The 25,375-nt window shown below is 68.4% G+C and carries 28 protein-coding genes; 15 read left to right on the top strand and 13 right to left on the bottom strand.

The features are described 5' to 3' along the window. The first annotated feature begins 11 nt into the window (after positions 1–11). The 3 genes from CAL15_RS20960 (at position 12) to CAL15_RS20970 (ending at position 2,848) form a co-directional block, all read left to right on the top strand. Positions 12–1,205, top strand: a complete 1,194-nt coding sequence (locus tag CAL15_RS20960) for a ribonucleotide-diphosphate reductase subunit beta (RefSeq protein WP_086080256.1) — start codon at positions 12–14, stop codon at positions 1,203–1,205. Between the two features lie 319 nt (positions 1,206–1,524). Continuing rightward, entirely contained in the window at positions 1,525–2,094 is a 570-nt protein-coding gene (locus tag CAL15_RS20965) for a histone H1-like DNA-binding protein (protein ID WP_086080257.1), read from the top strand. Between the two features lie 193 nt (positions 2,095–2,287). After that, positions 2,288–2,848, top strand: a complete 561-nt coding sequence (locus CAL15_RS20970) for a YggT family protein (RefSeq protein ID WP_086080258.1) — start codon at positions 2,288–2,290, stop codon at positions 2,846–2,848. A 138-nt stretch (positions 2,849–2,986) separates the two neighbouring features. On the opposite strand, the gene CAL15_RS20975 is transcribed toward CAL15_RS20970, so the two are convergent. The 8 genes from CAL15_RS20975 to CAL15_RS21010 all read right to left on the bottom strand — a co-directional run bounded on the left by CAL15_RS20975 (position 2,987) and on the right by CAL15_RS21010 (position 9,843). Beyond that, positions 2,987–3,490: a glycine zipper 2TM domain-containing protein gene (locus tag CAL15_RS20975; RefSeq protein ID WP_086080259.1), complete on the bottom strand. Its 504-nt coding sequence runs from the start codon at positions 3,488–3,490 to the stop codon at positions 2,987–2,989. A gap of 178 nt (positions 3,491–3,668) precedes the next feature. Then, positions 3,669–4,610 (bottom strand): carbohydrate kinase family protein, encoded by a 942-nt coding sequence (locus CAL15_RS20980; protein WP_086080260.1) that lies wholly within the window; start codon positions 4,608–4,610, stop codon positions 3,669–3,671. Positions 4,611–4,621: 11 nt separating this feature from the next. Then, the gene (locus tag CAL15_RS20985; protein ID WP_086080261.1) at positions 4,622–5,905 is read right to left on the bottom strand and encodes a DUF3426 domain-containing protein; all 1,284 of its coding nucleotides are present in this window, start codon (positions 5,903–5,905) and stop codon (positions 4,622–4,624) included. Between the two features lie 19 nt (positions 5,906–5,924). Beyond that, positions 5,925–6,842: a 50S ribosomal protein L11 methyltransferase gene (prmA, locus tag CAL15_RS20990; RefSeq protein ID WP_086080262.1), complete on the bottom strand. Its 918-nt coding sequence runs from the start codon at positions 6,840–6,842 to the stop codon at positions 5,925–5,927. A 46-nt stretch (positions 6,843–6,888) separates the two neighbouring features. Next, complete coding sequence (accC, locus tag CAL15_RS20995) at positions 6,889–8,235, bottom strand: acetyl-CoA carboxylase biotin carboxylase subunit (protein WP_086080263.1); 1,347 nt, start codon at positions 8,233–8,235, stop codon at positions 6,889–6,891. A gap of 20 nt (positions 8,236–8,255) precedes the next feature. Beyond that, complete coding sequence (gene accB / locus CAL15_RS21000) at positions 8,256–8,708, bottom strand: acetyl-CoA carboxylase biotin carboxyl carrier protein (protein WP_086080264.1); 453 nt, start codon at positions 8,706–8,708, stop codon at positions 8,256–8,258. A gap of 94 nt (positions 8,709–8,802) precedes the next feature. Further along, positions 8,803–9,237 carry a type II 3-dehydroquinate dehydratase gene (gene aroQ / locus CAL15_RS21005; RefSeq protein ID WP_086080265.1) on the bottom strand — a complete coding sequence of 145 codons (435 nt, stop codon included), beginning with the start codon at positions 9,235–9,237 and terminating at the stop codon, positions 8,803–8,805. Between the two features lie 90 nt (positions 9,238–9,327). Continuing rightward, positions 9,328–9,843: a TlpA family protein disulfide reductase gene (locus CAL15_RS21010; protein WP_086080266.1), complete on the bottom strand. Its 516-nt coding sequence runs from the start codon at positions 9,841–9,843 to the stop codon at positions 9,328–9,330. Between the two features lie 73 nt (positions 9,844–9,916). Here CAL15_RS21010 and mpl point away from each other — a divergent pair, with 73 nt between their 5' ends. From mpl to CAL15_RS21050, 8 genes are all read left to right on the top strand, one after another. Then, positions 9,917–11,281: a UDP-N-acetylmuramate:L-alanyl-gamma-D-glutamyl-meso-diaminopimelate ligase gene (gene mpl / locus CAL15_RS21015; RefSeq protein ID WP_086080267.1), complete on the top strand. Its 1,365-nt coding sequence runs from the start codon at positions 9,917–9,919 to the stop codon at positions 11,279–11,281. 70 nt (positions 11,282–11,351) lie between these two features. Further along, entirely contained in the window at positions 11,352–11,954 is a 603-nt protein-coding gene (locus CAL15_RS21020; RefSeq protein ID WP_086080268.1) for a YqiA/YcfP family alpha/beta fold hydrolase, read from the top strand. An 80-nt stretch (positions 11,955–12,034) separates the two neighbouring features. Next, positions 12,035–13,918, top strand: a complete 1,884-nt coding sequence (locus CAL15_RS21025) for a ribonuclease catalytic domain-containing protein (protein ID WP_086080269.1) — start codon at positions 12,035–12,037, stop codon at positions 13,916–13,918. A 102-nt stretch (positions 13,919–14,020) separates the two neighbouring features. Next, entirely contained in the window at positions 14,021–14,917 is an 897-nt protein-coding gene (locus CAL15_RS21030; RefSeq protein ID WP_420042517.1) for an energy transducer TonB, read from the top strand. Positions 14,918–14,975: 58 nt separating this feature from the next. Beyond that, positions 14,976–15,833: a shikimate dehydrogenase gene (gene aroE, locus CAL15_RS21035; RefSeq protein ID WP_420042518.1), complete on the top strand. Its 858-nt coding sequence runs from the start codon at positions 14,976–14,978 to the stop codon at positions 15,831–15,833. 35 nt (positions 15,834–15,868) lie between these two features. Then, complete coding sequence (gene mtgA / locus CAL15_RS21040) at positions 15,869–16,573, top strand: monofunctional biosynthetic peptidoglycan transglycosylase (protein WP_420042566.1); 705 nt, start codon at positions 15,869–15,871, stop codon at positions 16,571–16,573. An 80-nt stretch (positions 16,574–16,653) separates the two neighbouring features. After that, complete coding sequence (gene lptG, locus CAL15_RS21045) at positions 16,654–17,832, top strand: LPS export ABC transporter permease LptG (protein ID WP_086080272.1); 1,179 nt, start codon at positions 16,654–16,656, stop codon at positions 17,830–17,832. Further along, positions 17,829–18,662: a symmetrical bis(5'-nucleosyl)-tetraphosphatase gene (locus tag CAL15_RS21050; RefSeq protein WP_086080273.1), complete on the top strand. Its 834-nt coding sequence runs from the start codon at positions 17,829–17,831 to the stop codon at positions 18,660–18,662. The genes lptG and CAL15_RS21050 overlap by 4 nt, the downstream gene beginning before the upstream one ends. Positions 18,663–18,675: 13 nt before the next feature. On the opposite strand, the gene CAL15_RS21055 is transcribed toward CAL15_RS21050, so the two are convergent. Further along, positions 18,676–19,587: a LysR family transcriptional regulator gene (locus CAL15_RS21055; RefSeq protein WP_086080274.1), complete on the bottom strand. Its 912-nt coding sequence runs from the start codon at positions 19,585–19,587 to the stop codon at positions 18,676–18,678. 113 nt (positions 19,588–19,700) lie between these two features. Here CAL15_RS21055 and CAL15_RS21060 point away from each other — a divergent pair, with 113 nt between their 5' ends. After that, complete coding sequence (locus CAL15_RS21060) at positions 19,701–20,531, top strand: amidohydrolase family protein (RefSeq protein WP_232468051.1); 831 nt, start codon at positions 19,701–19,703, stop codon at positions 20,529–20,531. Then, positions 20,528–21,520, top strand: a complete 993-nt coding sequence (locus CAL15_RS21065) for a tripartite tricarboxylate transporter substrate binding protein (RefSeq protein WP_086080276.1) — start codon at positions 20,528–20,530, stop codon at positions 21,518–21,520. Before CAL15_RS21060 ends, CAL15_RS21065 begins: the two co-directional genes overlap by 4 nt. Before the next feature lie 87 nt (positions 21,521–21,607). Here CAL15_RS21065 and CAL15_RS21070 read toward each other — a convergent pair whose 3' ends face one another. From CAL15_RS21070 to CAL15_RS21085, 4 genes are read right to left on the bottom strand one after another with little or no spacing between them, the layout of a single operon-like run. Beyond that, positions 21,608–22,348, bottom strand: a complete 741-nt coding sequence (locus CAL15_RS21070) for a lysophospholipid acyltransferase family protein (protein ID WP_086080277.1) — start codon at positions 22,346–22,348, stop codon at positions 21,608–21,610. A gap of 58 nt (positions 22,349–22,406) precedes the next feature. After that, positions 22,407–22,829, bottom strand: a complete 423-nt coding sequence (gene ruvX / locus CAL15_RS21075) for a Holliday junction resolvase RuvX (RefSeq protein WP_086080278.1) — start codon at positions 22,827–22,829, stop codon at positions 22,407–22,409. Continuing rightward, positions 22,822–23,421 carry a YqgE/AlgH family protein gene (locus CAL15_RS21080; protein WP_086080279.1) on the bottom strand — a complete coding sequence of 200 codons (600 nt, stop codon included), beginning with the start codon at positions 23,419–23,421 and terminating at the stop codon, positions 22,822–22,824. Before CAL15_RS21080 ends, ruvX begins: the two co-directional genes overlap by 8 nt. A 41-nt stretch (positions 23,422–23,462) precedes the next feature. Next, positions 23,463–23,627, bottom strand: a complete 165-nt coding sequence (locus CAL15_RS21085; RefSeq protein WP_066632200.1) for a rubredoxin — start codon at positions 23,625–23,627, stop codon at positions 23,463–23,465. A 152-nt stretch (positions 23,628–23,779) separates the two neighbouring features. Here CAL15_RS21085 and CAL15_RS21090 point away from each other — a divergent pair, with 152 nt between their 5' ends. Both CAL15_RS21090 and thiE read left to right on the top strand, forming a co-directional pair. Next, the gene (locus CAL15_RS21090; RefSeq protein ID WP_420042567.1) at positions 23,780–24,628 is read left to right on the top strand and encodes a bifunctional hydroxymethylpyrimidine kinase/phosphomethylpyrimidine kinase; all 849 of its coding nucleotides are present in this window, start codon (positions 23,780–23,782) and stop codon (positions 24,626–24,628) included. A 70-nt stretch (positions 24,629–24,698) separates the two neighbouring features. After that, complete coding sequence (gene thiE, locus CAL15_RS21095; protein ID WP_086080281.1) at positions 24,699–25,370, top strand: thiamine phosphate synthase; 672 nt, start codon at positions 24,699–24,701, stop codon at positions 25,368–25,370. The last annotated feature ends 5 nt before the right edge of the window (positions 25,371–25,375 follow it).

Below are 25,375 nucleotides of genomic sequence, written 5' to 3' on the forward strand. Positions count from 1 at the left end.
AGAATTCAATCATGCTGAATTGGGAAGACGACAACACCGCGCTGCAACCGACGCAATCGCCGGCCACGCCGGCGGGCGCGCCGGCAAGCGAGCCGGTGCGCGCCGCCACCGGCGTGTTCGGCGACTCGGCCCTGCCCGCCCCCACGGCGGCCCAGGCCGGGGCCGAGCCGACCGGCGAAGGCGCCGAGCGCCGCGTTCGCGTGGCCGACAAACGCATCATCAACGGCCAGACCGACGTCAACCAGCTGGTGCCGTTCAAGTACAAGTGGGCCTGGGAAAAATACCTGGCCACTTGCGCGAACCACTGGATGCCGCAAGAAATCAACATGTCGCGCGACATCGCCCTCTGGAAGAACCCGAACGGGCTCACCGAGGACGAGCGCCGCATCGTCAAGCGCAATCTGGGCTTCTTCGTCACGGCCGACTCGCTGGCCGCTAACAACATCGTGCTGGGCACCTACCGCCACATCACGGCCCCCGAATGCCGCCAGTTCCTGCTGCGTCAGGCATTCGAAGAAGCCATCCACACCCACGCGTACCAGTACATCGTCGAAAGCCTCGACCTCGATGAAGGCGAGATCTTCAATGCCTACAATGAAGTGCCGTCCATCCGGGCCAAGGACGAGTTTCTGATCCCGTTCATCGAAGCCATCGCGGATCCCGACTTCAAGACGGGCACGCCCGAAGCCGATCGCACGCTGCTGAAGTCGCTGATCGTTTTCGCATGCCTGATGGAAGGCCTGTTCTTCTACGTCGGCTTCACCCAGATCCTGGCGCTGGGCCGGCAGAACAAGATGACGGGCGCCGCCGAACAGTACATGTACATCCTGCGCGATGAATCCATGCACTGCAATTTCGGCATCGACCTCATCAACACCATCAAGCTCGAGAACCCGCATCTCTGGACGCCGGAATTCCGCGAAGAGATCCGCGACCTGTTCCGCCAGGCCGTCGAACTCGAGTACGCCTACGCCGAGGACACCATGCCGCGCGGCGTGCTGGGCCTCAATGCTCCCATGTTCAAGTCTTATCTGCGCTTCATCGCCAATCGGCGCTGCCAGCAGATCGGTATCGAACCGCTGTATCCCCAGGAAGAGAATCCCTTCCCGTGGATGGCGGAAATGATCGACCTCAAGAAGGAACGCAATTTCTTTGAAACGCGCGTGATCGAATACCAAACCGGCGGCACGCTGAACTGGGAATAGCCTTCCCTCGGCCCGACGGCGTTCGAAGCCCGGCAGCATCGGGCTTCGCGCCATGGCTGTTCCGGTAAGGTTGGAGATACGCAAGACCAAGCGGTAGGCGGCCGGAAGGCCGCCTACCGGCGCCATTTGAAATGGCTCGCGCCTATGAGCGGGGGCCATATCAAATGGCCGTGCTGAATTCATTAGCGCAAGCCGTAGTAGCTGTCGCCCGTACCGGACAGCGGCATGCGCCGATGAATAGCCCGACGTGCAATACGCCATCCGGCGGATTGCGGCGCGGGTTTATGTTCTGGGACCCCTGAACCTAAGGAGCATGACCATGGCAACCGCCAAGAAGGCCGCCAAGAAGGCGGCGAAGAAGACCGCAGTCAAGAAGGCGACTGCAAAGAAGGCTACGCCGGCCAAGAAGGTTGCGGCCAAGAAAGTAGCCGTCAAGAAGGTCGCCGCGAAGAAGACCGCGGTGAAGAAGACTGCAGCCAAGAAGACCGCAGTCAAGAAGGTAGCAGCCAAGAAGACCGTCGCCAAGAAGGCCCCGGCCAAGAAAGCCGCTGCCAAGAAGACCGCGGTCAAGAAGGTAGCCGCCAAGAAGGCCGTCGCCAAGAAGGCCCCGGCCAAGAAAGCCGCTGCCAAGAAGGCTCCGGCCAAGAAAGTAGCCGCCAAGAAGGCCGTTGCCAAGAAGGCAGTCGCCAAGAAGGCTCCGGCGAAGAAGGCCGCTGCCGCCAAGAAGGCTCCGGCCAAGAAGGCTGCCGCTGCCAAAAAGGCTCCGGCCAAGAAGGCTGCCCCGAAGAAGCCCGCTACGCCCCCCTCGACCGCTGCTGCTCCCGCTGCGAAGCCCGCGCTGAACCCCGCGGCCGCTTGGCCCTTCCCGACCGGCGGCCGTCCGTCCTAATCGGAACGCGTCACCGCGTCAGCCGTACCAAGCCGCCTGGCATCGCCAGGCGGCTTTTCATTTCAGGCAAGCGCGTGCACGCCGCGCCCACCGCAAGACGATTCCTTTATATTCCGGCGTGAGACAATAAACCGCCTTATCGTCCGGCCGGCCTGTGCGCCGGCCAATTCCTGACCACCTTGGCAAACCGTCCATGCTCGGCGACATCCTCCGCTTTCTGCTAGAAATCATCTTCACGCTGTTCGGTGCGGCGCTGATCCTGCGCGCCTGGATCCATGCGGTCCGCCTGCATCCGTTCAACCCGCTTGCCCGGGCCGTATACCAAGGCACCAACTGGCTGGTGGTGCCGCTGCGCAAAATCCTGCCTTCCACCGGCAAGATCGATTGGGCCAGCCTGCTCGCGGCATGGCTTACCGCCCTGGTCTACATGCTGCTGATGTGGCTGGTCACGGTGGGCTCGCTGGTGCCGCTGGCGTTGTTGCCCGCCACCGCGGGCGCGGCGCTGCTGATGGCGTGCAAATGGGCGCTGAACCTCATCGTGTGGATGACGCTGATCCAGGCCGTGCTGTCGTGGGTCAATCCCATGGCGCCGCTGATGCCGCTGCTGCAGACGCTGACCGCGCCGCTGCTCGACCCCATCCGGCAGATCCTGCCGCGCACCGGCATAGACTTCTCGCCGCTGGTGCTGCTGGTCATCGCGCAGGTCCTGTTGATGATGCTGGCGCGCATCACCTACAGCATGGTCGGGGTGTGATGCATCGGCGGATCATATAAGCCCGCCCGGCAAAGAAGTGGATATCAACTCCACAAATTGAAACAGCCCGGACAAAGAAAGCCCGCCTCGAAGGCGGGCTTTTTCGTGCTCGGCGCCTTGGCGCCGGGCATGATCGGATTACATGGGGGCCACGCGAGTGGGGCCGGCGCCGCTGATGACCTGCACGCGCTGACCGACGCTGACCGGCAGATCGGCCTCTTGGGCCACCACGCGGGTTTCGCCGTTGTCGAGGCGGACGGTGATCTCGAGACCCGAGTTGCGGTTCACGCGGTTCTCGACCGTGTTGCCGGCCAAGGCGCCCAGCAGCGCGCCGCCCACCGTGGCGATGGCTCGGCCCGAGCCGCCGCCGATGGCATTGCCCGCGACGCCGCCCAGCGCCGCGCCGCCGATGAGGCCGACGCCGCTGGACTTGTCTTCTTGAAGCGTGATGGGGCGAACGCCGACGACGGTGCCCGTGCGCACGATCTGTTCGCGCTGTGCCTGGTCGTAGGAGTAGACACCGCTGGAAGCGCTGCGATTGGCGCAGCCGGCCAGCGTGGCCATGGATACGGCAACCGCGGCGACGGCAACCCAGCGGCGCCCACGCGGCATGGAAAGGGAAAGGGAATTGGCGCTAGTCATTGAGGCTCCTCGTACCAAACTACGCGATGGGGTGATCATACCCCCGGCCACGATAGATTGGCGCTCCGCGCGAAACAGGGTGCAACAGCTACTTGCGGGCCTTAAGCGGATAGCCGGTATCAGGTGGCCGGCGGCGCCCTGCCGCGGACGATGCCACGGCAAGCGGAACCCGGCCGGGTCACCCCGGCAGGCCGACGCCATAGGCCGCGCGCATCAGCGAGTCGATCTGCTGGCGCGAGGGCGCATGGTTCTGCGGACCGCGCGACGCGATCTTGATCGCGCCCATCAGGTTGGCCAGGCGCGCGCTGTCCAGCCAGCTCATGCCGGTGGTCCGGCCATACAGCAGGCCGGCACGGTGCGCGTCGCCGCAGCCGGTAGGATCGACCACGGCCTCGGGCTTGACCGCGGGAATCTCGACAGTCTGGCCTTCGGTCAGCAGCGTGGCGCCCTGCCCGCCGCGCGTCACCACCACGGCCTGCAGCCCTGCGGCGATGTCGGCCAGCGAGCGGCCGGTGCGCTGCTCGATGATGCCGGCCTCGTAGTCGTTGGCGGTCAGCACCTGGGCCAGGCCCAGCATGCGCTCGATGTCGGCGCCTTCGAACAGCGGCATGGCCTGGCCCAGGTCGAACACGAACGGAATGCCCTTGGCATGCAGGCGCTCGGCATGCGCGAACATGCCGGCCTTCGAGTCGGGCGCGACCACGCCCCACGCGGCGCTGGCGTCGCTGAGATCGTTCTGCGCCGAGAATTCCATGGCCCCGGGATGGAAGGCGGCGATCTGGTTGTCGTCCAGGTCGGTCGTGATGAAGCACTGCGCGGTATACGTGCCCGGCATCACGCGCAGGCGCGAGACGTCGATGCCCAGGCCCGCAAGCCGTTCGACGTACTCGCCGGCATCCTCGCCGACGGTGGCCACGGGCACGGGATTGCCGCCCAGCAACTTCAGGTTGTAGGCGATGTTGCCGGCGCAGCCGCCATACTCTTTACGCATGCTGGGCACGAGGAACGACACGCTGAGCGACTGGACGCGCTCGGGCAGGATGTGCTCGCGGAAGCGCCCTTCGAACACCGCGATGGTGTCGAACGCCATCGAGCCGCAGATCAGTACGGGAGCCGTCATGCTTTCATCCTTCAAGGAAAGAATTTGTCGAGTTGATAACCGTTGACCTGCAGGGCGTTCACCTGGATGGGAATGGTGAGCGTCACTTCAGCGCCCGCCCCGAGCGGCCCGTCGGCCTGGCCGGGCGGCAGGTATTGCTCGGGCAGGATCGCCTTGCGGGCCACCACCGTATCGGACAGGTCGGTGAGATCCAGCATCAGCGCGGGCCAGTGCTGCTCGCGATCGTAGCGGTTGCGTATCACCACCGTCAGGACCAGGCGCGACCGGCCATCGTCCTCGGCCTGCGAGGCGCCGGTGGGCGGGCGCAGCGAGGACGACACGATCGAGATGCGCTCGATGCGGCGCGCATAGCCCACGGTGCAGCCCAGCACCTGGCACACGCCGGACAATACCGGCCGCAGCGTGGGCGCGGACAGCGCGATGGGCGTGCGATAGACGTAGACCAGTTGCAACACCAGCGCCAGCAGGCCCAGCGCGCAGGCCCACCCCAAGGCGCGCCGCCAGATGCGCTGCGAGTCGATGCGGTCCTGGTCCAGGAAGTCGGGCGGCGCGCGCCCGCTGTCGGTGGCGCTGGAATAGCGGGTGCGGGAATCGCCGTAGACCGGCTCTTCAGCCGGTTCGGCGTCCTCGTCGTCGTCGGCGTGCGCGTTGGCCAGGCCGGGCTCGCTGCGGCCCGGCCCGCGATAAGGCGGCGGAGCATGGATGCCGCGCTCGCGCATCACCGGTTCGGCGGTCCATCCGTCCTCGTCTTCCGGATCGTCGTGCCGCTCGTCCGCGCGATCGTGAAGCGCAGGCGAGGGTTCCGCGGCCATGCCGGGCTCATGGCGATGACTGGCGCGGCCGCGCAGGACCGCGGGAGGTTCGTCGGGCGTGCGGCCGGCTTGCCAGGCGGGCGGCGCGGCGGCAGGACGCTGCGCGTGCAGGATGCGATCCTGTCGAGAGGGATGTTCCGCGGGCGTCGGAGAGACCGGACTCTCATTCCGCGCCCGGCCGCGCAGCACCGCTGGCGGGGGCACGTCCACGACGGCAGCCACGGGCAATTCGGGCGCGGCGGGCTGGGCCGGCTGTGCTGCCGGCGCGCGAGTCACCGGGGCGGGCGGCGCCGCCGGCGCGGCCGCGGGCGGAACGGCCGCAGGCCGGGCCGGGGCTTGCGCGGCCGCCGCATCTTCGATAGCGGCCCGCCCGTCGAACACCGTATTGCAGACCCCGCAACGCACCAGCCCATTGCGCACGCGCAGTTGGTCGGCTACCACCCGGAAGGCGGTACGACATTGCGGGCAGCGAGTGATGGGCATGGCGCAACGACGGAAAAATTCAGGCGCGGCGACCGTGCAGGCACACCCAGCCGTCGCGTTCGCGCCAGACAGACATGGCCAGCCACGGCGCATATGCCGCGGCCACTTCCTCGGCCTGGCGTTCGAGCACGCCGGACAGCACCAGGTCGCCGCCGGGCGCCACGCGCGCGGCCAGCATGGGGGCCAGCACCTTCAACGGATTGGACAGGATGTTGGCCACCACGACGCGGAACGTGCCGGCGGGCAGCGCGTCGGGCAGCATGGCCTGCAGCTCGACCGCGTTGATGCGAGCGTTGTCGGCCGTGGACTGCACCGCCTGCGGATCGATGTCCACGGCGGTGACAGGGCCCGAGCCCAGCTTGCGTGCGGCAATGGCCAGGATGCCGGATCCGCAGCCATAGTCCAGCACGGCGGCATCGGCAGGCAGTTCGGCCTCGAGCCATGCCAGGCACAGATGGGTGGTGGGATGGCTGCCGGTGCCGAAGGCCAGGCCCGGATCCAGCTCGATGTGGATGGCGTCGGCCGCGCCGGCGTCGGCGGCGACTTCGGGCGCGTCACGATGCCAGCTGGGTACGATCCACAGCCGCGACGCGATCTGGATGGGGCTGAACTGGGACTGCGTCAGGCGCACCCAGTCGGCATCGGGCACTTCGCGCAGCGACCAGCCGCTGGCCAGCGCGGGATCGAGCCCGCTGTCGGCCATCGCCTGCTCTACCAGTTGGGCGGGATCGGCGCCGTCGGGCAGCAACGCGACGACGCGATTGCGGTCCCAGGCCTGGACGTCCGGCTCGGTGCCGGGTTCGCCGAACAGGGGTTTCTCGTCGGCGGTGCCCAGGTCGGCATCCTCGACGGAGACCGACAGCGCGCCGGCCTCGAGCAAGGCATCGGATAGCGCCTCGGCCTGCGCCTCGAGGCAGTGGAGCACGAGTTCACGCATGGCTGGGGCCTGTTCCTGCTGACTAGGGCCTCGCCGAACGGCCCGCTCAGGGCCGCTGGGCGAGTTTGTTTTCCAGATAGTGGATGCTGGTGCCGCCTTCGATGAAGCGCGCGTCCTGCATCAGTTCGCGGTGCAGCGGGATGTTGGTGGAGATGCCCTCGACCACCATCTCGGACAGCGCGGTGCGCATGCGCGCCAGGGCCTGCTCGCGCGTGTCGCCGTAGGTGATGACCTTGGCGATCATCGAATCATAGTTCGGCGGCACGAAGTAGCCGTTGAACGCATGCGAATCGATGCGCACGCCCGGGCCGCCCGGCGTGTGCCAGTTGGTGATGCGGCCGGGGCTGGGCACGAAGCGGAACGGATCCTCGGCGTTGATGCGGCACTCGATGGCGTGGCCCTTGAGCGCGATGTCGCGCTGGCGCAGCGTGAACTTCTCGCCCGCGGCGATGAGGATCTGCTGCTGCACCAGGTCAATGCCCGTGATCAGTTCGGTGACCGGATGCTCCACCTGGATGCGCGTGTTCATCTCGATGAAGTAGAACTCGCCGTTCTCGTACAGGAACTCGAACGTGCCCGCGCCACGGTAGCCCATCTTGCGGCAGGCGTCGGCGCAGCGGTCGCCGATGCGCTCGATCAGGCGGCGCGTGATGCCGGGCGCCGGCGCTTCCTCGATGACCTTCTGGTGGCGACGCTGCATGGAGCAGTCGCGTTCGCCCAGCCACACGGCGTTGCGTCCGCCGTCGGCCAGCACCTGGATCTCGACATGGCGCGGGTTCTCGAGGAACTTCTCCATGTAGACCTCGGGATTGTTGAACGCGGCGCCCGCCTCGGAGCGCGTCATGTTGACGGCGTTCAACAGGGCCGCCTCGGTGTACACCACGCGCATGCCGCGCCCGCCGCCGCCGCCAGCGGCCTTGATGATGACCGGATAGCCCACTTCGCGGGCGATGCGCAGGATCTCCTGCGGATCCTCGGGCAACGCGCCTTCGGAGCCCGGCACGACCGGCACGCCGGCCTCGATCATGGCGCGCTTGGCGCTGACCTTGTCGCCCATCAGGCGAATGGTTTCGGGACGCGGACCGATGAACACGAAGCCGCTTTTCTCGACGCGCTCGGCGAAGTCGGCGTTCTCGGACAGGAATCCGTAGCCCGGGTGGATCGCCTCGGAGTCAGTCACCTCGGCGGCCGAGATGATGGCCGGCATGTTGAGGTAGCTTTCGCGCGAAGGCGCGGGCCCGATGCACACGGACTCGTCGGCCAGGCGCACGTACTTGGCGTCGCGGTCGGCCTCGGAGTGCACGACCACGGTCTTGATGCCCAGTTCGCGGCAGGCGCGCTGAATGCGCAAGGCGATCTCGCCGCGATTGGCGATCAGGATTTTTTCGAACATAAGTTTCAGCGGATCCGCTCTCAGCCAATGACGAACAGCGGCTGGCCGTACTCGACCGGCTCGCCGTTCTCGACCAGGATTTCCTTGATGACGCCGGCCTTGTCGGCCTCGATCTCGTTGAGCAGCTTCATCGCTTCGATGATGCACAGCGGATCGCCTTCCTTGACCGACTGGCCCACGTCGATGAACGGCGCGGCGCCCGGGTTGGGCGCGCGGTAGAAGGTGCCGACCATGGGCGCCTTGACCACGTGGCCCTGCACGGCGGGCGCGGCGGCCGGAGCCGCAGCGGCGGGCGCCGCGGCGGCCGCCGGCGCGGGCGCGGCGACGGCCTCGGGCGCATGGTAGGCGACCGGCTGCACCGACTGTGAGAACTTGACGATGCGAACCTTTCCTTCGCCTTCGGTGATTTCGAGCTCGGCGATGCCCGACTCCGCCACCAGGTCGATCAGGGTCTTGAGTTTTCGGAGGTCCATAAGAAGCTGCTTCCCGATTAATTTGTCGGCGGCGCGCCCGAGACGGGCCTGCGCCATTTACTGGAAATTGGAAAAACCGTGGCCGGTGCGTCGGTCAGTGCCGGGCCGCGTAACGCAGCGCGGCTTCGTAGCCGTCGGGCCCGAGGCCGCTGATCAGCCCGACGGCGATGTCAGACAGGTACGAGTGGTGACGGAATGGCTCGCGCTTGAACAGGTTGGACAAATGTACTTCGACGAAGGGGATTGCCACCCCGGCCAGCGCATCGCGGATCGCCACGCTGGTGTGCGTATAGGCGCCGGCATTGATGATGATGAAGTCGGTTCCGTCAGCGGCGGCCGCCTGGATGCGGTCGACCAGCGCGCCCTCGTGGTTGCTTTGCCAGGCCGTCAACGCAACGCCCAGTTCAGCTGCCACTTCGGCCAGGCCCGCATCGATCTGCGCCAGCGTGCGGCTGCCATAGATGCCGGGTTCACGCGTGCCGAGCAGATTCAGATTGGGGCCATGCAATACAAGAATGCGTCGCGCCATGGATTTGCTATGAACGTCGGCAAAAACTAAATATAAACCGACTTTTTACGCCAATTAACCGTATTTGTCCAACTGGAACGGGCACTTGCGTCAGGCGGCGAGCCCGGTCACGGTACGTTCGAGGTCGGCTGCATCGATCTGGCCCAGTACCTTGCGGTTCAGGCGGCCATCTGCGTTGAAAACCAGCGTGAACGGCAGGCCGCCGGCGGGATTTCCCAGTTTGCGCAGCACGTCGATGGCGCTGGTGCCCATGACCAGCAGCGGATACGACACGGGAACGCGCTGGACGAATTTGCGCATGTTCTCGGTGCTATCGACGCCGATGCCGACGAACTGCACCTTGGGATGGCTTTTCTGCATGGCGTCGAGCTCGGGCATCTCTTTGACGCATGGCGCGCACCAGGTGGCCCAGAAATTGACCACCATGGGGCGACCCCGCCATTCGGACAACGTGTGCGAGCGGCCTTCGAGGTCGGGCAGCGGTTGTTCGAACAAGGCCTTGAGCGCATCGGACGAGACGGCAGCGCCCTGGGCAAGCGCGCGGTGCGCGCCAGCCATGACCAGGGCCGATGCGGCGCCCGCATGCAGGAAGAGACGGCGATTCATGCGGCGAATCATAACCGCAAGCGCCCGGCGGGGGAACGCGGCAGCCTCTACAATGCCGCCAGGAGATCACCCCATGCACCTGCACATTCTAGGCATCTGCGGCACATTCATGGGCGGGCTGGCGCTGATCGCGCGCGCGGCCGGCCACAAGGTCACGGGCTGCGATGCCGGCGTCTATCCCCCCATGAGCACTCAACTGTCCGAACAGGGCATCGACCTGATCGAGGGTTTCGGGGCGGAGCAACTGGCGCTCAAGCCCGATCTTTACGTGGTCGGCAACGTGGTCAGCCGCGGCAATCCGCTCATGGAAGCCATCCTCGACAGCGGGGCCCGCTATGTATCGGGCCCGCAATGGCTGGGCGACCACATCCTGCCGGGCCGCCACGTGCTGGCCGTGGCAGGCACCCACGGCAAGACCACCACCAGCTCGATGCTGGCCTGGATACTCGAGGCGGCCGGCCTGCGGCCCAACTTCCTCATCGGCGGCATCGCGCCCGACCTGCAGGTGTCGGCGCGTTTCGATCCCGCCGTCCCTACCTTCGTGATCGAGGCCGACGAGTACGACACGGCGTTCTTCGACAAGCGCTCGAAGTTCGTGCATTACCGGCCGCGCACCGCCATCCTGAACAACCTGGAATACGACCACGCGGACATCTTCCCGGATCTGGCGGCCATCGAGACCCAATTCCATCACCTGGTGCGCACCATTCCGGCCAGCGGCCGCATCGTGGCGCCCGCCTCCAGCGAAGCGCTCGACCGCGTGCTCGCGCGCGGCTGCTGGTCCGAAACCGTGCGCTTCGGCCCGGGCGGCGCATGGCAGGCCGGCGAGCCGGACGACAACGGCGCCTTCGCGGTGCTGCGCGATGGCCGCGAGGTCGGCGTGCTGCGCTGGGGGCTGGGCGGCGAACACAACCGCATGAACGCGCTGGCGGCGCTGGCCGCCGCCGAGCATGCGGGCGTGCCGGCCGAACAGGGGCTGGCCGCGCTGTCCCGCTTCGGCGGCGTGAAGCGGCGCATGGAGCTGCGCGGTACGGTGCGGGACATCAAGGTCTACGACGATTTCGCGCACCACCCCACCGCCATCGCCACCACGCTCGAAGGGCTGCGCCGGCAGGTCGGCGATGCGCGCATCCTGGCCGTGCTCGAGCCGCGCTCGAACACCATGAAGCTGGGGACCATGGCCGCGCGCCTGCCCGAGTCGCTGCAACGGGCCGACCTGGTGTTCTGCTTCGGCGCGCGCGAGGGCAAGCAGGCGCTGGGCTGGGATCCGGCGCAGGTGCTGGCGCCGCTGGGCGAGCGCGCGAAGAGCTTCGACGATCTCGAGGCGCTGGTCGCCGCTGTGGCCACCGCCGCGCGCCCGGGCGACCACGTGGTCGTGATGAGCAATGGCGGCTTCGGCGGCGTGCACGGCAAGCTGCTCGAGGCGTTGGCGAAATGAGTTCCGCGCTCAGCGCCCTGGGCTCAGGCCCACGCCGCAACGCGCATTGCCGCGCCGGCGGGATCGCGCAATGACCGCGCGCGCCATCCTGTACCTGCACGGATTCCGGTCCGCGCCCGCGTCGTTCAAGGCGCGCATGATGGAGCACGCCATGGCCGAGCGCGGCCTGGCGCATGCGTGGGCCTGCCCGCAGCTGCCGGCCAGCCCGCGCGCCGCCGGCGAACTGATCCTCGAGATCGCCTCGAACCAGTTGCGCGCCCTGGCCGGGCCCCGCGGCCTGACCGTGGTCGGTTCTTCGCTGGGCGGCTATTACGCCACCTGGCTGGCCGAGCGGCTGGATTGCCGGGCGGTGCTGCTGAATCCCGCGGTGCATGCGCCGCGCGATCTGGCCACGCAGGTCGGCGAGCACCACATGTATCATTCGGACGCGCCGTTCGTGTTCCTGCCCGAATACGTGCAAGAGCTGGCGGACATGGCGGTGCCCGAGCTCACTCATCACGAACGCTATTTCCTGGTGGCGGCCACCGGCGACGAAGTGCTGGACTGGCGCGAGATGCGCGACCGCTACGCGGGCTGCCGGCAGCGCATCGTGCAGGGCAGCGACCACGGCCTGTCCGATTTCGCGCAATGGATGCCCGAGGTGCTGGACTTCGCCCTGCGCGACCCCGATTAGCAAACCCGAATTGTTCACCTTGCGGCAGGCCGCGGCCTGCCGGCGGCGCGCCTGACGGCGCCAGATGGATCGATCGCAATATGTACGTGTTTTACGAAGATGACGGCAGCTTCAAGGCCGCCAACATCATGTCCGAAACGGACGCCACCTTGCAGGTCGAGGCGGAATCCGGCAAGCGCAGCAAGATCAAGCGCAACAGCACGCTGTTCACTTTCGCCTCGCCCGAGCCGGCCTCGCTGCTGGCCCAGGCGGCCGCGGCTGCCGAAGAGATAGACCTGCAGTTCCTGTGGGAATGCGCCCCGCAGGAGGAATTCGACACGCCGACGTTGGCTGCCGAGTATTTCGGCCACGCGCCCACTCCGGTCGAACACGCCGCATTGTTGATGCGCCTGCACGGCGCGCCGGCGTACTTCCACCGGCGCGGCAGCGGCCGCTATCGCCCCGCTCCGCCGGACATCCTGGCGGCCGCCCTGGCCGCTATCGAGAAGAAGCGGCTGCAGGCCGAACAGCAGCAGCGCTGGGTCGACGAGATGGCGCAGGGCAGGCTTCCCGAGGCCATCGCGCAGGCCGCCGACTCGCTGCTGGTGCGCCCCGACAAGAACTCGCAGGCCTGGAAGGCGCTGGACGCCGCCTGCGCGCAACTGCACAAGACGCCCGACCGCCTGCTGCTCGAACTGGGTGCGTGGCCCAGCGCACTGGCCCTGCACAAGCGCCGCTTCCTGGCGGTGCACTTCCCGCGCGGCCTGGACTTCCCCGCTGTGGAGGTGCCGCCCATCGCCCGCGACCTGCCGCTGTCCGACGCGGAGATCTATTCGGTGGACGACGTGACCACCACCGAGATCGACGACGCGCTGTCGGTGGTCGAACTGCCCGACGGCCGCGTGCGCGTCGGCGTGCACATCGCCGCACCGGGCCTGTCGGTGACGCGCGACAGCGAGCTGGACAAGCTGGCGCGCGCCCGGCTGTCCACCGTGTACATGCCCGGGGACAAGATCCCCATGCAGCCCGACAGCGTCATCCAGGCTTTCTCGCTGGACGCCGGCCGCGAAGTGCCGGCGCTGTCGCTGTACGTGACCGCCGACCCGGCCACCGGCGAGATCGCCGAATCCGAAACCAGGCTGGAACGCATCGTGGTGCGCGAGAACCTGCGCCACAACCAGCTCGACACGCAGATCACCGAAGAGGCCCTGTCCGACCCGCAGGCCGACGTGCCGTACGCGCACTGGCTCCGACCGCTGTGGCGGCTGGCGCAGGCCCTGTCGGCCAGGCGCGACGAAGTGCGCGGCAAGCCCGAGAACAACAGCCGCGTCGAGTACAGCTTCTATCTGGACGGCAGTCCCGACGACCCGGACACTCCGGTGCGCCTGGTTCCGCGCCAGCGCAATGCGCCGCTGGACCGCATGGTCGCCGAGTACATGATCCTGGCCAACAACCTGTGGGGCGGCCTGCTGAACCAGCATGGCGTGCCGGGCATCTACCGGTCGCAGCAGGCAGGCCGCGTGCGCATGAGCACGCAGTCGCTGCCGCACGAGGCCATCGGCGTGCCGCAGTACGCCTGGAGCACGTCGCCGCTGCGGCGCTACGTCGACCTGGTGAACCAGTGGCAACTGATCGCCACCGTCGACAACGGCGTATCGGCGCGCCTGGTGGCGCCCTTCAAGCCGCGCGACGCCGACCTGTTCGCCATCATCGGCGCCTTCGATGCGCAGTACGCGGCCTGGGCGGAATTCCAGAGCGCCATGGAACGCTACTGGTGCCTGCGCTGGATCAAGCAGCAGGGCCTGACCCGCGCGGTGGCGCACGTGCTGCGCGACGACCTGGTGCGCCTGGCCCAGGCGCCGCTGGTCACGCGGGTGGGCGGGCTGCCCGAACTCGAGCGCGGCACGGCGGTGGAGATCGACATCCTTGGCCGCGACGAACTGGCCTTGGAACTGGATTGCCGCTACGTCGGCCCGGCGGCCTGACGCCACGGGCGGCACGAAAAGACGATAGCCAGGGCGGGTTGCCCGGCGGGCCGACCCGCGCTTTCACGGCAGCCCGGCCCGGACTGGGCCTAAAATGCCCTGGTGCAAACGTCCGTCCCACCTTCCCCGCCTGGCCGCTTCTGGCACTGGCTGAGCGCCCCGGCCCAGCACTATCTGCTGGTCGGCCTGGCCGTCTCGCTGCTCGTCCATGCGGGCGTGCTGGCGTGGCGCTTCGGCCCCGGCTCCGCCTCGCGGGCGCCGGCGCAGTCGCTCGAGGTCGTGCTGGTCAATGCCCGCAGCGAATCGGCGCCCGTGCAGCCGCAGGCGCTGGCGCAGCAGCAGATGGACGGCGGCGGCGAAGCCGACAGCGGCATGGCCCGATCGCCGCTGCCGCGCACCGGCGAGTCGGCGCAGACCATCGTGCTGCAGGCAATGCGGCAACGCCAGCTGCAGCTCGAAGCCGAGCAGGCGCGGCTGCTGACGCAGCTAGAGTCCACGCAGAGCACCGGCGCCGAGCGCCAGCCCGTGCACCCCTGGCCCGAGGCCTCCGAGCCCGGCGACGATACGCAGCAGCAGCCTGGCGTGGTGCAGAACGCGCGCATCGCCGCGCTGTCCGAGCGCGTTCAGGCCTACAACGCACAGCCGCGCCGCGCCTTCGTGGCGCCGTCCACGGCCGAGTCCCGCTACGCCGCATACCTCGACGGCTGGAGCCGCCGCATCGAATCGATCGGCACCCAGCACTATCCCGAAGAGGCGCGCGGCCGCATCTATGGGTCGCTGCGCGTCACCATCACCGTGCGCGCCGACGGCAGCCTGGCCAATTTCGAGATCGACCAGCCCTCGCCGCATGCGGTGCTGAACCAGGCGGCGCGGCGCATCGTGCAACTGGCCACGCCCTTCGCGCCCTTCCCGCCCGAACTGGCGCGCGACACGGACGAACTGGTCATCACACGCACCTGGCATTTCGTGAACGATACGCTGGAGACCGCGGCGCCATGAGCCTGCAAAGACGCATCGAGGGCAAATACCGCAGTGCGCCGCACCGAGGTCCATCACAATGAGTTCGTCCTTGCCCCGCTACGCCGTCATCGGCAATCCCATCGCGCACAGCCGGTCGCCGCAGATCCATGCGATGTTCTCGGCGCAGACCGGCCGGCCGCTCCAATACGAACGCCTGCTGGCCCCGGTCGACGGCTTCGCCGCCACGCTGCAGGCCTTTCGCGAGGCGGGCGGGCTGGGCGCGAACGTGACCGTGCCGTTCAAGCAGGAGGCCTGGGCATTGGCCGGCCCGCGCGTCTCGTCGCGCGCCCGGCTGGCCGGAGCCGTCAACACGCTGTGGCTGCGCGACGGCGAATGGCATGGCTGCAATACCGACGGCGTGGGCCTGGTTAGCGATCTGATGCGCCTGGGCGTGCCGCTGCGCGACGCGCGCGTGCTGCTGGTGGGCGCGGGCGGTGCGGCGCGCGGCGTGCTGCAGCCGCTGGCGGAGGCCGGCTGCGCGCGCATCCACATCGTCAACCGATCCGCCGCGCGCGCGGAGGAACTGGCGCAGGCCTGGGCCGCCGCGGCCCTGCCGGGGCCGACCCGCGTCAGCGCAAGCGGCCTGGACCAGGCCGCCAGCCCGGGCGGCTGGAACGTGGTCATCAACGCCACGGCCAGCGGTCTGCAGAATGCCGCCCCGCAACTGCCCGGCGGCCTGTACGCGCCCGATGCCATGGCCTACGACATGGTGTACGGCGCGCGCGCCACGCCTTTCATGCGGCAGGCCGAGGCCGATGGCGCGGCGCGCCGCGCGGACGGCCTGGGCATGCTGGTGGAACAGGCCTGCGAAAGCTTTTTCATCTGGCACGGTGTGCGGCCCGATCCGTCGCCGGTGCTCGTCACCCTGCGGGCAGCGCTGCTGGCCGAGGGTTGAGGGCCATGGCGAAGACCGGCCGCCCGGCGCGGCGCATGTCCGGATGGCGCCTGGCCGCGATGGCCGCCATGGCGCTCCTGTGCCTGGTGCTGCTGTACCAGCTGTGGCTGTTCTGCATGGTGGTCTGGTATGCCTATCGCGATCCCGGCAGCAGCGCCGTGATGCGCCAGGAGCTGTCGCGCCTGCGCGAGGACGACCCGAAGGCCGAGCTGCAGTACGTATGGGTTCCCTACGACCGCATCAGCAGCTCGCTCAAGCGCGCGGTGGTGGCGTCGGAAGACGCCAACTTCATCGAACACGACGGCGTCGAGTGGGAGGCCGTGCGCAAGGCCTGGGAATACAACCAGCGCCAGGAAGAACTGGGCCGCAGCCGCCGGCGCGGCGGATCCACCATCACGCAGCAACTGGCCAAGAACCTGTTCCTGTCCGGATCGCGCACCTATCTGCGCAAGGGCCAGGAGCTGGTGCTGACCTACATGATCGAACACGTGATGCCGAAGGAGCGCATCCTCGAGCTATACCTGAACGTGGCCGAATGGGGCAACGGGGTGTTCGGCGCCGAGGCCGCCGCGCGGCATTACTACAAGATGAGCGCCGCGGGGCTGGGCGCCTACCAGGCCGCGCGGCTGGCGGCGATGCTGCCCAATCCGCGCTACTACGACCGCCACCGCAGCACCGGCTATCTCAATTCGCGCACGGCCACCATCGCGGCGCGCATGCGCCATGCGGAAATCCCATAAGCGGACGCGAAAGCCGGGCCCGAATGCGCGCACATATTTGTTAAGCTCTCACGTTTAGACGTCCGACCCTCTTCGATCCCATGCGTACCGCCCGCCGCTACCTGGCTCGCGAGATCTATCGCTCCTGCGCAGTGGTCCTGCTGGCCCTGCTGGGGCTGTTCACGTTCTTCGCGCTGGTCGACGACCTGGACAACGTCGGCAAGCAGTTCACCATGCTGGCGCTCTTCTATCTGCAGGGGCTGGCGCTGCCCACCCGGCTGTACGATCTGCTGCCCATCGGCCTGCTCATCGGCTCCATTCTTGCCCTGGCCGGGCTGGCGCAACGCAATGAACTGGTCATCCTGCGGGTCTCCGGCGTCAGCGGCATGCGGTTGCTGGGCACGCTGTGGCTCATCACCGTGCCGGTGATGGTGCTTGCGCTGCTGCTGTCCGAGTTCATCACGCCCGCGGCCGAGATACGCACCGGCGAGGCCAACCTGATGCTGCGCGGCAAGGCGGGCGGCGGCCGCATGGAAAGCGGCTACTGGTTCAAAGAACCCACGCGCGAGGGCGGCACGCGCATCATCAACATACAGAAGCTGTTCGCCAGCGGCCAGGTCGGCGGCATCACCATGTACGAGTTCAAGCAGGACCTCGAACTGGCCGCTACGTGGCAAGCCGCATCCGGGGTGCTGGGCAACGGCGCGCTTACGCTGACCGACGTGGTGCAGACCCGCATCGACCCCAGCGCGCCGCAGGCGCTGGCCAATGCGCGGCCGCCCGAACAGCCGCCGGCACACGTCACGCGCCTGCCCGAGCTCGAACTCACCACCACCCTCAGCCCCGAACGCCTGCTGGCGCGCGTGCTGACGCCCGAGCGCATGTCCCTCGTCACGCTGCTCGACTATATCGACTACCTGCACAACAACCAGCTTTCGGCCGACCGGCAGATCGTCGCGCTGTGGCGCAAGGCGGTCTATCCGTTCACGCTGCTGGTCATGATCACCATCGCGGCGCCGATCAGCTTCATGCAGACGCGCCGCGGCGGCGTGGGCGCCAAGGTGTTCATCGGCATCCTGCTGGGCGTGGGCTTCTTCATGCTGAACCAATTGGCCCTGAACGTCGGCATGCTCAGCCGCTGGCCGCCCTGGCTGACGGCGCTGGGGCCGAACGTCGGCGCGCTGCTGCTGGCCTTCGGCGCCCTGTCCCTCATGGAGTACCGGCACGTGACGGCCCGCCTGGTCGAACGCCGCTGGCCGTGGAGAAGAGCGCCAGCATGAAAGGCAGTATCTGGATGATCGGCGACGTGCAGGGATGCTGCGAGCCGCTCGAACAACTTCTTGCCCACCCCGACCTGGCGGGCGAGCCCGAGTCGCGGTTCTGGTTCGCGGGCGACCTGATCAATCGCGGACCGCAGTCGCTGGCCTCTCTGCGCCGCATCATGGCGCTGGAAGACCGCAGCATCGCGGTGCTGGGCAACCATGACCTGCACCTGCTGGCCGCCGCGGCCGGGGTGCGCAAGCCTTCCAAGTCGGACACGCTGGACGAGATCCTCGAGGCGCCCGACGCCGACGAGCTGATCGACTGGCTGCGCTTTCGCCCGCTGGCCCATTTCGAACACGACCACCTGCTGGTGCATGCGGGCGTGCTGGCCAAATGGGACGTGGCCAAGACCCTGTCGCTGGCCGGCGAGGTGCAGGACGCGCTGCGCGGCGCCAACTGGCAGAAGTCGCTGCAGAAGATGTACGGCAACGAGCCGGTCATGTGGAAGGAAGACCACAGCGGCGGCAAGCGGCTGCGCGTGATCATCAATGCGCTGACGCGCATACGCCTGTGCACGCAGCAGGGTCACATGGAGTTCGACACCAAGGTAGCGCCCGGCGCCTGGCCCAGCGGCCTGATTCCGTGGTTCGACGTGCCCAAGCGCGCCACGCGCAACGTCACCGTGGTGTTCGGGCACTGGTCGACGCTGGGCCTGTTGATGCGCGACGACGTCATCTGCCTGGACTCGGGCTGCATCTGGGGCGGCGCGCTCAGCGCGGTGCGCCTGCAGGACCGCAAGCTGGTGCAGATACGCTGCTCGCAGTTCCGCGACCCGATGGGCAAGTAGCGGGCGCGGTACTTCAGTCCGCGCCCTGGCGCTGGCGGCCCAAGGTTCCCAGGTCCAGTCCCGCGAACAGGTCCGCCAGCGTGGGCACTGATCGCGCTGGCCATATCGCGCTGAGGTCGAAGCCCGGCAGCCCGCGCCCATCTCGCACTTCGCAGAAGCGCACGCCGCGAAAATCCAGCGCCCGGATCCAGCTGGGCAGCAGCGCCACGCCGCAGCCTCCGGCCACACAGGCCAGCACGGTAAGCGTGCGATTGGCTTCCTGCGCCACATGGGTCTCCAGCCCAGCCTTGCGCATGGCATCCAGTATCCCGGCGTACAGCACCGGCAACTGATTCTGCGGAAACAGCACCAGTCCCGCGGCGGCGATCTGGGCCAGCGACACCTTGCCGTCGGCGCCGCATTCGAACTCGTCGGGCACGGCCGCCACCAGGCGATCGCGCAGCAGCAGCCTTTCACGCATGCGTCCGCCCACGGCGACAGGCGTGTGCATCAGGCCGATGTCGATCTCGCCCGCCTGCAGGGCCTCGGCCTGCTCCGCGTTGCTCATCTCGCGCAGCACCACCTTCACGCCGGGCGCCTTCTCGCGCAGTGCGCGAAGCGCGCGCGGCAACATCTCGAACAGCGCCGACGACACCAGGCCGATGGTGAGCTGGCCCGCGCTGCCATGCGCGATGAGGCGCGCGTGGCGTGCGGCCGCATCGATGCGCGCCACGCTGACGCGCACGTCTTCGAGTATGGCGCGGGCCGCGGCGGTGGGCTGCGCGCCGCGCCGGGAGCGCTCGAACAACGCCACGCCCAGTTCCTTCTCCATGCGTGCCAGAGACTGGCTGAGCGCCGGTTGCGCCATGCCCAGCCAGGCCGCCGCGCGGCTGACGCTGCCCTGATCGACGACGGCCAGAAAATGGCGGAGATGCCGGGTTTCCATATTGATTCGATATGAATAAAGCGATTCTGGACTATAGAACAGTATGGAAAGCGTACCTAGAATTCCGCCCAATATGCGCGGCCGTTCCGGCGCGCAACGACACGGAGACACTCTTGACGCAGGCCCCCCGCCCCATCGCGGCCGTCGACGCCCACGCGCACGTATTCGAACGCGGCCTGCCGTTGGCGCGGCAGCGCCGCTACGCCCCCGGCTACGACGCCACCCTGGACGAATACCTGATGCTGCTGGACCGGCACGGCCTGCGCCATGGCGTGCTGGTGCAGCCCAGTTTCCTGGGCACCGACAACGGCTACATGGTGCGGGCCCTGAAGGCGAGCGCCGGCCGGCTGCGCGGCGTAGCGGTGGTGGATCCGCAGTTCGACGCGCAGACCCTGCGGGCGCTTGCCGACGCCGGCGTGGTCGGCATGCGGCTGAACCTGATGGGCGTGCCGACGCCGGAACTGGCCTCGTCCGCCTGGCGCGCGCTGCTCGAGCAGGCCAACGGCCTGCGCTGGCACGTGGAGGTGCATGCGGCCGCCGATCGCCTGCCCGACATCATGCCGTCGCTCCTCGAGCTTGGCTGCCGCGTGGTCGTCGACCACTTCGGGCGGCCTACCTGCGCCGACGACCTGCGCCACGTGCTTGCATACGCCGGGACGCGACAGGTGTGGATCAAGCTGTCGGCCGCCTATCGCAACTGGACCGACGCCGAATGCGCGGCCGCCAGCCGCCACGCGGCGCGCCAGTTGCTTGACGCCTACGGCGCGGGGCGCCTGATGTGGGGCAGCGACTGGCCCCATACCGAACATCGCGAACGCACCGATTACACGTCCAGCCTCGCATGGCTGGACGACTGGCTGGAAGACGCCGCCGACCGGCGCGGCGTACTGGCCGACACCCCGCTGGACCTATTCCAATTCGAAGTCGAAGGAGAAGACGCATGAAGACCACGAATCATCCCGCGCGCCTGGCCCGCGGCCTGGTCCGCGCCGGCGCGGCCGCCCTGCTGGCCCTGGCCGCCGGCACCGCCGCGGCCGCCTGGCCCGAGCGGCCCGTCACGCTGGTGGTGACCTATCCGCCGGGCGGCACCGTCGACGTGGTGGCGCGCCTGATCGGACCGAAGCTGGCCGAGAAGCTGGGCCAGCCCGTCGTCATCGAAAATCGGGGCGGCGCGGGCGGCATGATAGGCGGCGCGACCGTGTCGAAGGCCAAACCCGACGGCTACACGCTGATGCTGGACGCCTCGAATCACGCCCAGAACCCGGCGCTGCACAGCCGCATGCAGTTCGACACCCTGGCCGACTTCGCGCCGGTCTCGCTGCTGCTGCGCGTGCCCAACGTCCTGGTCGTGACGCCCTCGTACGAAGTGCAGAGCGTGGCCGACCTGATCCGGCTGGGCAAGGACATGAACAAGCCGGTGTACTTCGCTTCCGCCGGCCCGGGTTCGGCGCAGCACCTGGCGGGTGCGCTGTTCAACCTGCAGGCGGGCACGCACCTGGAACACGTCGCCTACAAGGGCGGCGGCCCCGCCATGGTGGACGTGATGGCCGGCCAGGTGCCCGTGATGTTCGCCAGCCTGGGCTCGTCGTGGCCGCACATCAAGAACGGCAAGCTGCGCGCGGTGGCGGTGGGCGGCGGCACGCGCTCGCCGGCCGTGCCCGAACTGCCCACCATCGCTGAATCAGGCGTGAAGGGCTACGAGAGCTACGAGTGGAACGCAGTGTTCGCGCCGGCCGGCACGCCCGCGCCGATCATCGAGCAGGTGTCCCGGACCCTGGCCGAAGTCCTGAAGGATCCGGACGTCGCGCGCAGCCTGGCCGGCATCGGCGCCGAGACGATAGGTTCGACGCCCGCCGAACTTGATGTCTTCCGCCGGGCCGAGATCGCGAAGTGGCAGAAGGTCGCAAAGGACGCGAAGATCACGCTGGAATGATCCCGTCCGTCTGACGGAATGCAGGGCGCACACTGTGCGCCCATTTTGTTGGGGCGAGCCGATGCTCGCGCCCGCGCCCCGCGATGCTCAGAGCTTGCTGGCGATGGCGTCGCGCGCCATGCGCGACAGTTCGAGCCGCGTCGGCGGCTCGCCGCCCTCGGCCGTGGCGGGCAGCACCGGCAGGAACACCAGTTCCACCGCCACGCCTGTGCCGCCGAGCACGCGCCACATGTTGGCCACCAGTGTTTCCTCGCCGACGAATGAAGCGAAGCCGCTGCGCTGGCCCTTGTGGAAAAAGCGCATCGCCACAGGCTGGATGGCCACGCCCGATTGGCGGGCCGGCTCGAACAGGCTGGCGTGAAAGGGCCGCAGGCTGAAGCCCTCGCTGGTCGTGCCTTCGGGAAACAGCCCCACCGCGTCGCCGCGCGCGAAGCACTTGTGGATGGCCTGTCCCATGTCGTGCACGGCATGGCGCTGACCGCGGTCGATGAACAGCGTACCGGCGCCCACGGCCAGCCAGCCCACCAGCGGCCACGAGCGGATCTCGGCCTTGGCGACGAAGGACGTGGAACGCACCGCGTTGACCACGAAGATGTCGATCCACGAGACGTGGTTGGCCACCCACAGCACCGCGCCCTGCAGACGCGGTTCGCCGCTGACGGACAGGCGGATGCCGCATGCCCGCAACAGGCAGCGCGACCAGTTGCGATTCAGCCAGGCGCGCGGCCCGGCGCCCAGCCAGGGATAGACCAGGCCTACGCACAGCAGAGCGAAGATGATCAGCGGCAGCACCATGGCCAGCCGGATGATGAAACGCAGCAGGTTCAAGACAGGGTCTCCGGGGTACGCCCCCTGGCGGCAGGCGCGCGGATGGGAGCGGGCAGCATCATACCCGCGAACCGGAAGCCCCGGCCGATGGCAGCGCATCCAGATAGCGTTGCAGGATGACGGCGGCGGCGACCGCGTCGTCGGGCGCATTCGTGCCCAGCAGTTGCTGCGCCTCCATGCTGGAGCCACGTTCGTCGACCAGCTCGACCTGCAGGCCGAAGCGGCCGTGCAACTGGTTGGCGAAACGACGGCAGCGCGCCGTGGCGGGCTGCTCGCCGCCGTCGCTGGCCAGCGACAGGCCCACCACCACGCGCTGCGGCTGCCACTCCTGCAGCAGTTCGGCGATGCGGCCGAAGCGCGCGGCGCGGGTTTCGGAAAAGATGATCTCGAGCGGCCGGGCCTGTCGCGTCAGCGTATTGCCGATCGCGATGCCCAGCTTCTTTTCTCCGAAATCGAACCCCAGCAGCGTTTCGTCAGGCATGGCCCGCGTCGCCCGCCAGCATGACGGGATCGATGCCCAGCAGCTTCAGCGCGGCGGGGTAGCGGTCGTCGGGCGGTACATCGAAGATGATGCGCGGGTCGGCGCCCACGCTCAGCCATGCGTTCTGCGCCATCTCGCGCTCGATCTGGCCGGCGCCCCAGCCCGCATAGCCCAGCGTGACCAGCATGCGGGCCGGGCCGTTGCCGTCGGCCACGGCCTGCAGCACGTCGCGCGACGTGGTCAACGCCAGCTCCCCCAGCTTGATGCTGGAGTTGTATTCGCCGGCGGGCGCGTGCAGCACGAAGCCGCGATCCGTCTGGACCGGACCGCCGAAGAATACGATCTCGTCCTTGGCCGGCGCGATCTCGAGCTTGAGGTCGATGCGTTCGAACAGCGTGGCCAGCGTGAGGTCGGTGGGCCGGTTGATGACCAGGCCCAGCGCGCCGCGCGGCGTGTGCTCGCAGATGTAGATGACCGTTCCGGCCAGCGTGCCCTCTACCATGCCGGGCATGGCCATCAGGAATTGGTTGGAGAAATCGGCGCTGCCTTGGGCGCCTTTGTGCTCGTCGTCGGAATGCTGCGTATCGCTCATGGCGGCCCTCTGTGATGCGGGATCCGACGGACGCGCGCCCGTCAGATTTCCATCAATTCGAAATCTTCCTTGCGTGCGCCGCATTCGGGACAGACCCAGTTGGGAGGGACGTCCTCCCAGCGGGTTCCCGGCGCAATGCCCTCTTCCGGCAAGCCCGCCTCTTCATCGTAGACCCAACCGCAAATCAGACACATCCAGGTACGCATGGTTCTCTCGTGCTCGGCGTCGCGGGGACCCGGCCCGCCCTTCGGGCCGGTGGCGCAACGCATCCATTAGAATGGGGACATCTTACCGAAAACCCAATAGGGGCTGCCCGATTTCCCGCTGTGGACAGGCGTCCCGGTTCTGCGTCGTTTCTATTTCTGTGGCTCCCGTCATTCCTTCCCTCGTGCTTCTCATCGGCCCGCTCGATCCGTCCGGCGCCGATGGCCTGCCGGCCGACGCCGTCACGTGCGCGCGCCTGAACTGCCATGGCCTGGCGGCGGTCACCGCGCTCACGGTGCAGGACACCGCCGGCATCGAAGAAATCCATCCCGTGTCGGCCGACCTGCTCGACGACCAGGCCCGCTGCCTGCTCGAAGACATGCCGGTGCAAGCCATCAAGGTGGGCGGCTTGTATTCCACCGAGGCCGCCAGCGTCGTCGCGCAGATCGCGGCCGACTACAGCCAGGTGCCGCTGGTGCTGCACCTGGGCCCGCGTGGGCCCCTGCCGCAGGACGCCGCCTCGCAGGACGATGCCGACGACCTGCTGTCGGCCACGCTGGAACTGGTGCTCCCCCAGGCCAACCTGGTGGTGGTCGAGCACATGCGCCTGGCGCACTGGCAGGCCGACGGCAGCATCGACACCTCGGGCGCTCCCAGCGCCGCGCAGGCGCTGCTGGCCGGCGGAGCCGAATGGGCGCTGGTGCTGGGCGCGCCTCTGCGTCCCGGGCATCTGGCCAACACGCTGATCGGGCCTGAAGGCGAAACCGCATCCTGGCCCTGGCAGGCGCCCCCCGAGCGCAACGGCGATACCGGCGGCGTCGCGGCCGCCGCGGCCGCGGCGATGCTGGCGCAGGGCCTGCCCATGCCTCGCGCGGTCGAAATGGCCCTGGCGCATGCCGACCTGACCCTGGCATCCAGCTTCCTGCCCGGCATGGGCCGGCGCATTCCCAATCGCCTGGGCGGCAATCCGTTTAGCGGCACCTCGATGGGCGACGCGGCATGAGCCCGCGCCAGCAGGTCGCGGCGCCGATCGGCGCACGCCGGCGCCGCACCGAGACTCCAAGGACGCTTCCATGACCGCATTGCGTTTTCCCCGCGGGGTGTACGGCGTCACCCCCGAATGGGATGACACCGAGCGCCTGCTGCGCGCCGTGAAACAGGCGGCCGGGGCCGGCATGCGCGCGCTGCAGCTGCGCCGCAAGGATGTGCCCGACGCGGTGCGGGCGGCCCAGGCGCGCGCCCTGGCGCCGCTGTGCCGAGAACTGGGCGTGGTGCTGATGATCAACGACCACTGGCAGCTTGCTCTCGAAGTCGGCGCGGACGGCGTGCACCTGGGCCGCGACGACGGCGACGTGGCCCAGGTCCGCAGGCAGGCGCCCGACCTCCTCATCGGCGCCTCCTGCTACAACGAACTCGAACGCGCGCGGCGCCAGCTGGCCGCCGGCGCGGACTACATCGCGTTCGGCGCGGTGTTTCCGTCGCCGACCAAACCCCAGGCCGTTCAAGCGCCGCTGTCTCTGCTCACCGAAGCCAGCGAACTGACCCGGCAGCAGCCGCTGCCGCGGCCCGCGGTCGTGGCGATCGGCGGCATCACGCCGGACAACGCCGCGCTGGCCGCCCAGGCGGGCGCCGATGCGCTCGCCGTCATCACCGGCCTGTTCGAGGCTCCCGACATTCGTGCGGCCGCGCGCGCCTGCGCCGCGCCGTACGCCGATCCTCCCCGCCACCCGGCGACCACCCGTTAGCCCGC

The organism is Bordetella genomosp. 13 (assembly GCF_002119665.1).
GTDB lineage: Bacteria > Pseudomonadota > Gammaproteobacteria > Burkholderiales > Burkholderiaceae_B > Bordetella.